Origin of the sequence: Pseudarthrobacter niigatensis (assembly GCF_030812615.1) — a bacterium.
Taxonomy (GTDB): domain Bacteria; phylum Actinomycetota; class Actinomycetes; order Actinomycetales; family Micrococcaceae; genus Arthrobacter; species Arthrobacter niigatensis.
Genome location: NZ_JAUSTB010000016.1, coordinates 49,744 through 63,085 on the forward strand (window position 1 = coordinate 49,744; position 13,342 = coordinate 63,085).

Below are 13,342 nucleotides of genomic sequence, written 5' to 3' on the forward strand. Positions count from 1 at the left end.
GTCAGGCTATCCCCGAATGAGGCTGAGCCGCTGCAGCATCCGTTTCACGTGAAACAAATGGCAGCCTGGCCGATGTTTCACGTGAAACGAATGCAAGCGTGGCCAATGTTTCACGCGAAACAGTTGCAGGTCTTCGGAAGGTGCACTTCGATATTGTCGATAATCCTCTCTGGGGCAACAGTTGAGAACGGACTGCGATGCGACTGAAGTCCTGTACGTCGGCATAGCGGAAAGTCCTCAGGCTCAATCCGCAGCGAAAAGCGGGTATCACCGGTAGAATCTATCGCCAAAGTCAGTGCCCAGAGCCGGGAGGCTCAAGACCCTCCTTCACATCGCTTCGAATAGAGTGTCTTTGGGTTCACTGAGATGTACAGATACCTTCTCCGGCGTCGGCGCGGAGCCGGGACCTTAGTCGTTTTGACGGCAGATGAAGGCAACTTGGGGCGCCCTGGCGGGTGCCACTGTCGTCGGTTGACCCTGCTGATGTGCCGGGATCGTATTTAGGCGGTCAGATGTTTCGTGCCGTGGTTGGGCGGCTGCTTTGCTTGGTGCAAATCTAAACGGGGCCCTGGGTATGCGTGGAGCGCGGCTCCATTAGTGCACACGTCTGCTGACGGACTCTACAGGCGTAGTCCAGCAGGATCAGCGGCAGCACTTACCGCTCGGCGCAGCTTGAGCAGTGGGCGGGGAGTGCCGGCACAGCGATGGCAGGAAACAGCAGACAGTTTTGTCGTACTCATAGGGAATTGCAGACCTACCGGTCATTCTGTCATCCGTGATGATTCACAAACTGTGAAGGCTGGCAGTTCGGATTCATAAGTCGGTTGCTGCTAATTGTCCGAGTCCGAGAGCCATTTTGCTTGAGCTGATGTTTCACGTGAAACGCCACCACGTCTCAATGGGTTGGCTTAGGCGCAACATCGTCGTCTCGTTTCCAGGCGCAAGCGGACATGCTGCTGATGGTCCCCCGGTAATCGTAAACAGCATGCATCCTTCGATTTCCTGCCCGCGGTTCCGCGCCAGAACCCTGTGACCGGGCAGATCCGCTTCACGAGCCCATATTTTGCGCTGTGTGCCGCGACTCGATGGGCGGTGCTCGATCTGCGGAGCCTGGCAATTGCAACACCAGAGCCCGAGTCGAGTAGCGAGAAGAGCACGGGGTGGGCCCGCCCCCTTGGACACCGTGACAGTGTTTCACGTGAAACACTGTCACCGATGCCGAAGCCTCTGGCCCACTACTAAAGGGCGGGGATACGGAAAGGTGGCCACCGCCAACCGGCAGTGACCACCTTTCTAAGCTTTTCCCGCAAGATCGACTGCAGGTATCTCACGTATCAGGAGAGGACGTCGGCGAATTCCTTCTCAAAGAATTGCTTCGGCTTGGCACCGATGACGGTACTCTTCACCTCACCGCCCTGGAAGAGGTAGACAGCCGGAATAGAGGTAATCCCGTACTGCGCGGCGATGGCAGGGTTGTCGTCGACGTTTACTTTGACAACGTCAACCTTTTCGCTGTACTCCCCCGCGATCTCGTCCAGGATCGGGCCGAGCTTGCGGCACGGACCACACCATTCGGCCCAGAAATCAACGATGACCGGCTTGTCGGCAGAGAGGACATCGGTGTCGAAACTTGCGTCAGTTACATCTTTTGCGTTGCTCATAACCTTCTCTTTCTTTTCAAACTACGGTGGCGCAAATTAGGCGGACAGGTCGGCCAGATAGTGCTCGACGTCGATGGCCGCAACACAGCCCGAACCTGAGGCGGTAATGGCCTGCCGGTAGGTGGGGTCGACAACATCACCAGCAGCGAAGACGCCCGGAAGACTGGTCCGGGAGCTCCTCCCCTGTACTGCGATGGTCCCTTCCGGAGCCAGGTCCAGGACATCCTTGACGAGATCCGTGCGGGGATCGTTACCAATGGCTACGAAGACTCCGGTAACAGCGAGCTCGGACAGCGAACCGTCCAAAAGGTTCTTCAACCGGAGGCCGGTTACCTTATCCGTGCCGAGGACGTCATCAACGGTGCTGTTCCAGACGAAACTGATCTTTTCGTGGGCCAGGGCACGGTCTGCCATGATTTTCGACGCTTTCAGCGAGTCACGGCGGTGAACAACCGTAACTGATTTCGCAAACTTGGTGAGGAATAGCGCTTCTTCCATGGCCGAGTCTCCGCCACCGATGACGGCAATGTCCTGGTCCTTGAAGAAGAAACCGTCACAGGTTGCACACCAGCTAACACCGTGTCCTGAGAGCCGCTTTTCGTTGGGCAAGCCCAGTTCCCGGTAGGCAGAGCCGGTGGAGAGAATGACTGCTTTTGCTTTGAAGGTCTCCCCCGTTGCGATGGTGACCGTCTTGACGGGCCCGTCGAGTTCAAGGTCAGTAACGTCCTCGAACTGGATCTCCGTCCCGAACCGGGCGGCCTGCTTCTCGAAGTTCTCCATCAGGTCCGGTCCCATGATGCCCTCCGGGAACCCCGGGTAGTTTTCCACGTCCGTGGTATTCATCAGTTCGCCGCCGGCGGTTACCGATCCAGCCAGTAGCAGAGGCTTGAGGTTTGCCCTGGCGGTGTAGACGGCTGCCGTGTAGCCCGCTGGGCCCGAGCCCACAATGATGACGTCGCGAACGTCCGACGCCGACTTCTCTTCGATGGTCACTGGACCGTGAACCTCTTCCTTTTTCGACTCGCCTCCACTCGGAGGCCGGCCACATGGCACAACTGTGTCCGCTTGCTGAATATTCCAGCGCCCGGGCAACGCGGGCCATCCCGCAGCACAGACGCAGCACCAGCCCGCTTGACGCTGGTGGTGGAGTGCTACTGGACCTTGATCTCGGCGAGCCGCAGACCGTAACCGTACCGGGTCTTCGGCGCTGCAAGCTTGGGGAGGGAATTGATGGAGATGATCACGTACTGCGCCTGGACGGGTTCCGAAAGGGGCATGTTCAGGTCAGTGGACGTGAAGCTGTTCGTCCCCACCGCCTTGGCTCCGTCCGTGGAAGGCCGGTCGTTGGTGTAAACGGTGATGTTGCCGCCCGATCCCCCCAGCTGGGAGAGCGTGATTGAGGAGATGGTTGCAGTGCCTTTCAGCTTCACCACGAGGGGGACGCCCTGGGGAGCCAGACCACCCCAGTTTTCGGTCGCAAATTCCATGTCGGACCAGTAGCTGGCGGCATTTCCGTCATAGGCCTTGACCAGGTCACCATCGAATGTGGCAGCGAAATCGAAATTCCCCTGCCGGCTGACGCTCTCGATAACCGGCGGGACGGCCGGCGGAGCCGACGGGGCTGCCTGGGTTGCCGTTGCCGAGTTTTGCGGAGCACTGCTGGTAACAGGGGCAGCCGTAGGTTTGGCCTGTGGTTCTGATGTGAAGAGGCTGCCAAGATTGGTAACCGCGAAGACCAGGCCTGCAATCAGGACAACAGCCAACAGGCCGCCAACCAACCAGCGCATTGAGCGGGGCTGATTGTCGGATTCGTCCCGGTCATCGTCATCGTCATCCCGGTCGGCAAACGACACACCAGCCGCAGCGGGCGCGGCCGCACGGGCAAAGAGGGCCGCCTTGCCCTTGACCGGACGCTGCTCCTCCACCGCTCCATTGGAGTCCTCGTAAGCGTCGTGGCCTCCGGACTGAGCGTAGTCATCATTGGACCACAAGGAGACCTTCGGCTTCTGGTCAGCAGCCGAAGACTGTTCCCCAGCAGGACTGCCGGCCGGAGCAGCAGTATCGTTCGGGCCCGTGTCCGCCTCAGCAGAGACGGCGCGCCCCGATTCGGTTGCGGCAGTGTGCGCCACAGGCTGGGCGGCAGTGGCATCCGGATCAATCCGCGAGGCACCCGACTTGGCGGCACCCGCACCGGCGGCGGCAGCACCGGCAGCGGCGGCACCTGCGGCAGCAGCCCCGGAACGGCCCTGGGAAGTGGGCTGCTGGGCAGCGGGCCTCACCGGCGGCCTGGGCGGAACGGCGGGAGCTGAACGTTCCGGGGCTGACCGCTCAGGAGCTGACCGGTAGTTATCAACCGGGTTGGGGTGTGAATCGGCGTAGCTGATGTAGCCGGCCTCGACGTGGTCTTCCTCGTCGTAAGGTTCAGGCTCGTGTGACCGCGCCTGTCCGAAGATTTCACTGCCCAGGGTGTCCGTGAAGAACGGCTCGACGTAGGGCGGATTGGGCGCCACCACCAGGTCCAGGAGATCGGCCGCCGAGGTGTGGTTTGTGATGAGGTAGGTGGCGTCCTCGGTCACGCCAAGGTCCAGTACCTGCACCGTTCCGGGACGTTCGCCCGTGGCCACCTCGCGGGCGCTCTGGGCAACCTGCTCAGTGTTCTCCGGTCCGGCAACCAGGATGCTGACCGGGCGGTTCAGGACCTGGTCCACACCATCCAGCACCAGATCGTGGTCGTGCGAGGCCAACACTGTGGCGGTGACCTTGTAGCGGCCGCCCAGTACTGATCCGACATCGATCGGGTTGGACACGTGTTCCTCCTAGACTGTCCGGGATTGCCGGCCTCAATGACGCAACCGCTTTCCAGGTGCCCGCGCGCACGGCCCGGCCTGAATGCAACTACCCCTGTATCTGTTCGATCCTAGCCGATCCGCCCCGGACGGCCGCGGAGAAGACGGCCGCCACAGGCCGCGGAACTTACTTTTTGCGCTTGCGCCGGGTACTGAAAAATGGGTTCTCACCGGCCTTGCCCTGGTAGGTCCTGCGGCCCGGAAGCGGAATCTGCTCGCTGAGCAGGCCGCCGCGGGCGGTGCTCGGCTGGTCCTCGCCCGGCAGATATGAGCTGTCGGCAGCCTGCCGTGCCCCGCCGTCGTGCGTATCCCGGCGGCCGCCGGCGCGCTGGGGGTCCGGGCCGGCGCGGAACGAGACGGCGTCGAACTCGCCGGAAATCCTTGGGATCAGGCCGGTGTCCACCGAGGTGGTGGCGCGCTCAGGCTGGTTCCCGCGGGCAGGGGATCCAGCAGAGGGAGAGGACGACGGCGCGTCCCCCGCTTCCGGCCCTTGGGCCTGGTTACCGCGGCCAAACCTTCCCAGCAGGGGCCGGAGCATGTCGCTGAGCTCGGACACACGGAACACACGGAGGAGCAGGAAGTAGACGGCCAGCATGACCGGCCCCACGATAATGAGCGTCACGAGTGCCTGGAGGCGGCCGCTCCAGGCGAAACCGTCGGGGTTGTAGCTGCCCATGAGCCAGAGGGCGCCGGCACCGGCGATTGCCGAGCCCAGGGCCGCGTATCCCATCCTGATGTATGAATTGGCGATCCGGGCGCCGTCCAGGTGCCCCAGCATGCGGCGCAGGAACACCGCGCTGATGACCACCGAAAGGATGTTGCCCACCATGTACAGGATGGCGATGGCATAGATGATCTGGCCCACCGGCAGGAACTGGATGCCGAACGCACCCGCGACGTACACCACGGCGAGCAGCAGCTGAACGTAGAACGGGGTGCGGGCGTCCTCGTTGGCGTAGAACACGCGGGACATCATGAAGTTGGCGCTCATGAATGGGGTGCTGAGGGCCAGGATGGTCAGTGTCTGGGCCAGCATGACGCCGTCCTGGCGCAGGCCGCCCGAGAAGAACATGCCCAGCGGACCGGCCAGGGCAAACAGCGCCAGCGCACCAAAGACGGTGGCGACGGCCATGGTCCGCAGGCCGTGCGAGAGCGCATCCCGCAGTTCGGCCCGGTTGCCCTCCTGGGAGGCGCGGGTCATGCGGTTGAACAGCACGGTGGCCAGGGATAGCGCGATGATCGAGTGCGGCAGCAGGTACAGCTGGCTGGCCACTTCGAGGACGGCGTTGCCGGGCAGGGTGGACGCGGCCGGGTCCCCCGCCTCCTGCAGCCGGATGCGCTCCGCGCCGGGGATGGTGGCGATGCGCATGACATACAGGAAGGCCAGCTGCCCGACGGCGGCCGTCAGCAGCGTCCACACGCTCAGCTTTGCGGCGTGCCCAAGTCCTACGCCGCGCCAGCCGAACCTGGGCCGAAGTCCCAGCTTCAGCCGGAAGACGGGTACCAGCAGGATCGCCGTCTGCGACAGCACGCCAATAGTGGAGAACCCGGCCACCAACAGTGTCTGGGTGGCACCCCAGTTGTCCAGTGTGTGGGGGCTGAACTCGTTCGTGCCAAAGATCCAGATGAACATTCCCAGGCCGGCGATGGCCACCACGTTGTTCAGGATAGGTGCCCACATGGCAGGGCCGAACGCGCCGTTGGCGTTCAGGACCTGGGTGAGCAGGGCGTAGAGCCCATAGAAGAAGATCTGCGGCAGGCACCAGAACGCAAAGGTGACGGCGAGGGCCTTCTGCTGCGGGGAGTACCCCTGCGTGGTCAGCTCGATGACCCCCGGGGCCGCCAGGGTAACCAGCGCAGTCAGGCCGAAGAGAAGCAGGACAGCCAGCGTCAGCAGCCGGCTGATGTAGTCCGCTCCCCTGTCCGGAGCCTTGCTGGCCTTGATGATCTGCGGGACCAGCACGGCGTTGAACACGCCGCCGGCCACCAGGAGGAAGATCAGGTTGGGCAGGTTGTTGGCATTGATGAACGTGTCATTGACCGTTGAACCGAGGCCCAGGGCGGTACCCAGCATCCAGGTCTTGCCGAAGCCGAGGAAACGCGACACCAGCGTCCCGGCAGCCATGATGGCGCTGGAACGGGTCTCGCTGACGCCTGCCGCAGCAGGCTCCGCAAGGTCCGGAGCGGCGGGCTCAGGGGGGACGCCGTCGGGCGCGGCATCATTGGGCCGGCCTGACCGGTCGGAAGGAAAGTTGGTAGCTGACATCGACTTCATCGTCTCACCCGCGGGCGCATAACACCGCAACGACGACGGCGGCGTCCGGGCTTAAAGGTGCCCGGGAAGGACCTCGCGGGCGAGGTCGGCGATGCGGCGTTCATTGGGGAAGGACAGCTTCCGCGCCAGCTCCTGGATGGGCACCCAGGCCACGTCCACGGCTTCCTGGTCGGGATCGTTTTCGATGGTGAGCTCACCGCCCGTGGCACGCAGGAGGTAATGGTGCACGGTCTTATGGACCCGATGGCCGCTGACGGTGAACCAGTAATCGATGCTGCCCAGAGGTGCCAGGATGTCTCCCTCGATGCCGGTTTCCTCGGCAATTTCCCGGACCGCGGCCTCTTCGTTGTTTTCCTTGCCCTCCGGATGCCCCTTGGGCAGGCACCACTCAAGGCGTCCACCCCTGTTAAGGCGGGCGATGATGGCAACCCTCAGTTCGGCGTCGGACGTGTCCACCACCACGCCGCCGGCCGACACTTCCTCAACCGTTGGCAGCGATGCCGGTGCCGACTGCTGGGCAGGGGCAACGTGCGCACCTATTGCTGACGGCAACGGTGCGTTTGTCCTCCTGCCTGGAGCGCTCGGTACTGGATGGGCCATGGAGTCCACTCTAACGACTGTTGCCCTCCCGTGATGACCGGAACATGACAACAACATGGACGGGATATGACGCACTTTCCGCACGGGAACCCGAATCAGCGCGGATCGTGACGCTTTTTTGGACTGCCAAGGCGCTGGTTTCTGCCAAGCTTAAGGAACTATGGCGCACGCACATCACAAGATTGATTCCCACACTGTCGACTTCAAGGTACCGCCGGTGGTCCTGGAGCTCGGGCAGCGCTTCGTGGACGCCGGCCACGAGCTGTCCCTGGTGGGCGGTCCGGTACGCGACCTCTTCCTTGGCCGGGTTTCCCCCGACCTCGACTTCACCACGGATGCCACGCCGGACCAGACGGTGGCACTGATCAAGAAGTGGGCGGACAACTTCTGGGAGATCGGCCGGGCATTCGGCACCATCGGCATGCGCAAGGCCGGTTTCCAGATCGAAATCACCACCTACCGGGCCGAGGCCTACGATCCCGACTCCCGCAAGCCCGTGGTGGCTTTCGGTTCCTCCCTCACCGATGACCTGCTGCGCCGGGACTTCACCATCAACGCCATGGCATTGAAACTGCCGTCCATGGAACTGGTGGACCCCTTCGGCGGGGTCCGCGACCTTCATGCTTCCATCCTGGCAACCCCCGGTGCACCGGAGGCGTCCTTCTCCGATGATCCGCTCCGGATGATGCGGGCGGCCAGGTTCGCCGCGCAACTGGGCGTCACAGTCCACGACGACGTCCGGGACGCCATGACGCGCATGGCCGACCGGATCAAGATCATTTCCGCGGAACGCGTGCGGGACGAACTGGTCAAGCTCATTTGCGGGGCACGGCCGCGGACCGGGATCGACATCCTTGTGGATACGGGACTGGCCGAACATGTGCTGCCTGAGGTTTCCGCCCTTCGCCTCGAATCCGACGAGCACCACCGGCACAAGGACGTCTACCAGCATTCCCTGCAGGTCATGGACCAGGCAGCCGAACTTGAAACGAACGCGGACGGCCCCGTGCCCGCGCCGGACTTCGTGCTGCGGTTCGCAGCCTTGATGCACGACGTCGGGAAGCCGGCTACGCGCCGCTTCGAACCGGGCGGCGCGGTGAGCTTCCGCCACCACGACATGGTGGGTGCCAAGCTCACCAGCAAGCGGATGAAGGCGTTGCGGTTCGACAACGACACCACCAAGGCCGTGGCGCGGCTGGTGGAACTGCACATGCGCTTCTACGGCTACGGTGACGCCGGCTGGAGTGACTCCGCCGTCCGACGCTACGTCACGGACGCCGGGCCGCTCCTGGAGCGCCTGCACCGCCTGACCCGCTCCGATGTCACCACCAGGAACCAGCGGAAGGCAGAACGCCTGGCCTTCGCCTATGACGACCTCGAGTCACGGATCGCAGCCCTGCGTGAACAGGAATCCCTGGATGCGGTGCGCCCGGACCTCGACGGTGCCCGGATCATGGAGCTGCTGGGGCTTAAACCGGGGCCTGTAGTGGGCCGGGCCTACAAGTTCCTCCTGAATGAACGGATGGAGCATGGACCGCTGCCCACCGAGGAAGCGGAGGCGCGCCTGCTCCGCTGGTGGGCTGAACAGCCTGAATCCGCACCTTCCGGCCCCGGGGCGGAAGCCTCTCCCGCCGTCGTCGAACCTTCACCCGTTGAGGAGTCCAAGTGACCAATCCCGCCCTTGCCCCGCGCCCCCAGCTCTGGATCCTCCGCCACGGTGAGACCGAGTGGTCCAAAAGCGGTCAGTACACCGGCCTGACCGACCTCCCCCTGACCGTGGAAGGTGAACAGCAGGCCGTCGAGGCCCGCAAGGTACTGGACGGCGTCGATTTCGACCTGGTGCTCACCTCCCCGCTGCGGCGCGCGCGGCGAACCGCCGAGCTGGCTGGATTCCCCGATGCCCGGCATGAGCCGCTGGCCGTGGAATGGAACTACGGCGATTACGAAGGCATCAGCTCCGACCTGATCCGCAAGGACAACCCCGATTACTTGATCTGGACCCACGGCGTACCCAACGGCGAGACCCTGGACGAGGTGGCCGCCAGGGCGGACAAAATCATCGGCCGGATCCTCGAATCGGGGATGGACAATGTGCTGATCGTGGCACACGGGCATTTCTCCCGGATCCTGACTGCCCGCTGGCTGGAATTGCCGCCCACGGAGGGACGGCACTTTGTCCTGGGAACGGCCAAAGTATGCACCCTGGGCTGGGATAAGAAGACGCCCGCCATTGTCCGTTGGGGCCTCTGAATCGCCTTTAGTAAAAAACTAATCAGCATTTCCCGGGAATTGCTGGCCTTTCGCAGATTCCTGGGGTACCTTTATTCCTGACCCCGCGGCAATCTGCCGGGGCCAAGACCGCATTGCACACCAAGCAGCGAACAGCAGAAAAGGAGGTTGGGAAAATGATGACTTTGACTGGCGAATGGAATGCCCTCGTCAATGCGTTCCCGGCCTTTGCTGATTCTGCAGGCGTTGCCTCGGATACCCCGGATACCTGGCGTTCAGCCGCCGTCCAGGGCCTGCGGCGCCGCTAAGCGGCACCAGCCTCCGGCCGGGACCCCGCACGGGCTTCCGCCCGGGACAGCCGTCCGGTAAAGGAACGCACTCCGCTGGCTCTTTGATAGCCAACGCATCACTCCTTCCTTTGTCGTCCGATGTCCCTGCCCGGGCCACCGACGGCCGGCAGTTGCCAGCTCCGGCGCAACTCCCGTAATTGTCCGAACTTACAATTGCGCTGATTCCTGCAATTAATCTGGATTCTTCCATGGATTGCCGGTCCTTATTTCTGCCTTACTTTTGTGCGCCCTAAAAGGCGCTGATTTGTCATGCCCTATTTCCCACCGCCCAAGAAAGGAGGTGGCTCCCCTTGATGCAAAGAATCATGAGACTCCTGACCCGTCCCCTGCAGCGCCGCAGTTCCCTTAACAGCGGCCTGCTGGAGCAGCATCGAAATGACGTATTCGTGCTGATGCACCAGCAGGTTGGCGGCCTGCGCTGACGGCCGGCCCCGGTCCCGTGGGAAGGGGCCGGCTGTAAGCTCGATCCCATGCACGAGACCCAGGCGCCGGAGGATGGTCGACGGCCCCGCATCGTGGTGCCCAGCCGAAGCGACACCCTCCTGCGGAATTTCACCGAGGTAATAGGCGGCCCGCTGGGGACCCGGACGGATCCCGGAGTCGTCACCCCCGGCATCTTTACCGTCGAGCGGGTGCTCATTGCCCTCACGGCGCTGGCAGCCCTGTTGGGGATCCTGCTGAAGGGTTATTGCAGGGCCAACGGGTGGGAGACTCCCACGCAGTTCTATGCCACCTGCTATTCGGACTTTCCGGAGCTGTTCCGGAACCGGGGCATGGCAGCGGGAGTCTTTCCCATCGTGGGCAGCGGCAGCTTGTTCGAATACCCCGTTCTCATCGGATTGATCGCGGGCTTGACGGCATGGTTGGTCCCGGGAGGGGACGCCAACGCCCAGGCACTGGCCTACTTCGACATCAACGCCGTGCTGCTGGCGGCGGCGGCCATGATTACCGTGCTGGTGACTGCCCGGATGCCCGGCCGCCGCCCCTGGGACGCTGCCATGGTGGCACTGGCGCCGGGCATCGTGCTGGCCGGGACCATCAACTGGGACCTTTGGGCTGCCTGCCTGCTTGCGCTGGGAATGTATCTCTTCGCCAGGCAGCGGCTGGTTCCCGCCGGCGTGCTGATCGGCCTGGCCACCGCCACCAAGCTGTATCCCGTGCTGGTGCTGGCGGCCATCCTGCTGCTGGCGGTTCGGACTGCCCGATGGAGGCCACTGCTGGTTACCGCCGGGAGCGCCGCCGCCGCATGGCTGGTGGTCAACCTCCCTTTCGCCCTCGCGAACTTTTCCGGCTGGACCTATTTCTTCCAGTACAGCGCCGACCGGGGCGCCGGATACAGTTCCCCCTGGTTTGCCTACAACCTGGTGGCGGACAGGCTGGGCTGGTCCAAGCTGGGTGCCGAAGGCGTCAGCCTCCTGTCGGGCGGACTCTTCGTGGTGGCCTGCCTCGGTATCGCTGCTGTTGCCCTCACCGCCCGTCGCCGCCCGCGCCTGGCGCAACTCGCATTCCTGATCGTGGCTGCCTTCATCCTGACCAGCAAGGTCTATTCCCCGCAGTACGTGGTGTGGCTCATCCCGCTGCTGGCGCTGGCCAGGCCACGGTGGCGTGACTTCCTCGTGTGGCAGGGCGTCGAAGCCCTGCATTGGGCTGCCATCTGGATGTACCTTGGTCAGGTGACCAGCGCAGGTTCCTCCCAGCACAACCTGGACATGCCCTACTACGTCCTGGCTGTGGCCGCGCACATGGTCGCGGTGGGCTACCTCATGGCACGCGTCGTCTGGGATATCTACGATCCCATGTACGATCCCATCCGCCGGCACCACCTCGACGATCCCCACGGCGGTCCGTTTGCCAACGCACCGGACCGGTTCCGGCTAAATCCATTCGGCCCGGCCGCTCCGCTGCTTCCCTCGAAAGCAAAGTCCCATGCCTGATGTCGCGGTAGTCGGTTCCGGTCCCAACGGACTCTCCGCGGCAGCGGTCATGGCACGCGCCGGGTTGTCAGTGGAAGTCTTCGAGGCAGCACCCAAAATCGGTGGTGGCACCCGGACCATAGAGCTCATGCGGCCGGGATACTTCCACGACGTCTGCTCTGCGGTGCATCCCATGGCCGTTGCTTCCCCTTTCTTCCGTGCCTTCGAGTTGCCCCGGCGGGTGGAGCTGGTTACCCCGGAGATTTCCTTCGGGTCACCGTTGGACGGGGGCCGCGCGGCGCTGGCCTACAGGTCGCTGGACAGGACGGCATCGGAGCTGGGACAGGACGGCCCCGCATACCGGCGGCTCATGGAACCATTGGTCCGGCATATCGACGCTGTCATGGACTTCACGCAGAACCAGCTCCTCCGGATTCCCCGGAACCCCCTGGTGGCCGCCGTCTATGGGCTGCGGACAATGGAGCAGGGCACCGGACTGTGGAACGCCAGGTTCCGGGACGAACTTGCGCCGGCACTCCTCAGCGGTGTGGCCGCCCACGCCATTTCCCATTTGCCCTCCCTCGCAGCCTCCGGCGCCGGTCTCATGCTCGGCGCCCTGGGGCACGCCGGCGGGTGGCCCATCCCCCGCGGCGGCTCCGCATCAATTGCCGAAGCACTTGCCGACGACATCCGGGCACACGGCGGCGCCATTCACACCGACACGCCGATCGACAGGCTGGAACAGCTTCCGGCTGCCCGCGCCACCCTCCTGGACGTTGCCCCCGCGGGGCTGCTCGGAATGGCAGGACATTCCCTTCCCGCCCACTACCGCAGGGCGCTGGAGCGTTTCCGCTACGGCAACGGCTCCTGCAAGGTGGACTTCATCCTGTCCGGCCCCGTGCCGTGGCAGGCAGCCGGGCTCTCCGACGCCGGGACGGTTCATGTGGGCGGCACGCGGGCTGAGCTCGCGCGCTCGGAGAACGAGGTCAGTGCCGGACGGCACCCTGAACGGCCGTATGTGCTCGTGGCCCAGCCCTCCCGGTTCGATGCCGGCCGCGCACCGGAAGGCCGGCACATCCTGTGGACCTACTGCCATGTGCCGTCCGGCTCGACGAAGGACATGACCAGCCATGTGGTGGCCCAGTTGGAACGGTTCGCGCCGGGCTTCCGCGACCTCGTGGTGGAATCGCACGCCATCACCGCTGCGGAACTGGCCGACTATAACCGGAACTACATTGGGGGCGACTTCAGCGCCGGCGTGATGGATGTCCGCGGACTTGTCCAGAAACCGGTGGTATCTCCAGTCCCGTGGCGGACACCGCTGCTCGGCGTCTACCTGTGCTCGTCATCGACGCCCCCCGGGCCCGGTGTCACGGGCATGCCCGGGCTGCACGCGGCAAAGTATGCCCTCAAGGACATCTTCAAACTCCCGGTTCCGGATCTGGGACTGTCCTAGGACCCTTCACGG

10 protein-coding genes are annotated in these 13,342 nt (G+C 63.9%); 5 read left to right on the top strand and 5 right to left on the bottom strand.

The window, feature by feature from the left end:
• Positions 1–1,334 precede the first annotated feature (1,334 nt).
• From trxA to J2T23_RS18085, 5 genes are all read right to left on the bottom strand, one after another.
• On the bottom strand, positions 1,335–1,661 hold the full coding sequence (gene trxA, locus J2T23_RS18065) for a thioredoxin (RefSeq protein ID WP_141158811.1): 327 nt from the start codon (positions 1,659–1,661) through the stop codon (positions 1,335–1,337).
• 36 nt (positions 1,662–1,697) lie between these two features.
• Positions 1,698–2,654, bottom strand: coding sequence for a thioredoxin-disulfide reductase (gene trxB, locus J2T23_RS18070; RefSeq protein WP_141158812.1), 957 nt, complete (start codon positions 2,652–2,654; stop codon positions 1,698–1,700).
• A gap of 158 nt (positions 2,655–2,812) precedes the next feature.
• Positions 2,813–4,468: a discoidin domain-containing protein gene (locus J2T23_RS18075; RefSeq protein ID WP_307362235.1), complete on the bottom strand. Its 1,656-nt coding sequence runs from the start codon at positions 4,466–4,468 to the stop codon at positions 2,813–2,815.
• Positions 4,469–4,634: 166 nt separating this feature from the next.
• Entirely contained in the window at positions 4,635–6,773 is a 2,139-nt protein-coding gene (gene murJ, locus J2T23_RS18080) for a murein biosynthesis integral membrane protein MurJ (protein WP_307362238.1), read from the bottom strand.
• Between the two features lie 60 nt (positions 6,774–6,833).
• On the bottom strand, positions 6,834–7,334 hold the full coding sequence (locus J2T23_RS18085; protein WP_141158815.1) for an NUDIX hydrolase: 501 nt from the start codon (positions 7,332–7,334) through the stop codon (positions 6,834–6,836).
• Between the two features lie 208 nt (positions 7,335–7,542).
• Between J2T23_RS18085 and J2T23_RS18090 the strand changes: the two genes are divergently transcribed.
• The 5 genes from J2T23_RS18090 to J2T23_RS18110 all read left to right on the top strand — a co-directional run bounded on the left by J2T23_RS18090 (position 7,543) and on the right by J2T23_RS18110 (position 13,330).
• Entirely contained in the window at positions 7,543–9,051 is a 1,509-nt protein-coding gene (locus J2T23_RS18090; RefSeq protein WP_307362240.1) for a CCA tRNA nucleotidyltransferase, read from the top strand.
• Positions 9,048–9,632: a histidine phosphatase family protein gene (locus tag J2T23_RS18095; protein WP_141182849.1), complete on the top strand. Its 585-nt coding sequence runs from the start codon at positions 9,048–9,050 to the stop codon at positions 9,630–9,632. The genes J2T23_RS18090 and J2T23_RS18095 overlap by 4 nt, the downstream gene beginning before the upstream one ends.
• Positions 9,633–9,787: 155 nt before the next feature.
• Positions 9,788–9,919, top strand: a complete 132-nt coding sequence (locus tag J2T23_RS18100) for a hypothetical protein (RefSeq protein WP_307362243.1) — start codon at positions 9,788–9,790, stop codon at positions 9,917–9,919.
• A gap of 512 nt (positions 9,920–10,431) precedes the next feature.
• A complete protein-coding gene (locus tag J2T23_RS18105; protein WP_141182848.1) occupies positions 10,432–11,895 on the top strand; it encodes a glycosyltransferase family 87 protein in 1,464 nt (487 codons plus the stop codon).
• Positions 11,888–13,330 (top strand): phytoene desaturase family protein, encoded by a 1,443-nt coding sequence (locus tag J2T23_RS18110; RefSeq protein WP_307362247.1) that lies wholly within the window; start codon positions 11,888–11,890, stop codon positions 13,328–13,330. The genes J2T23_RS18105 and J2T23_RS18110 overlap by 8 nt, the downstream gene beginning before the upstream one ends.
• Positions 13,331–13,342: the final 12 nt, after the last annotated feature.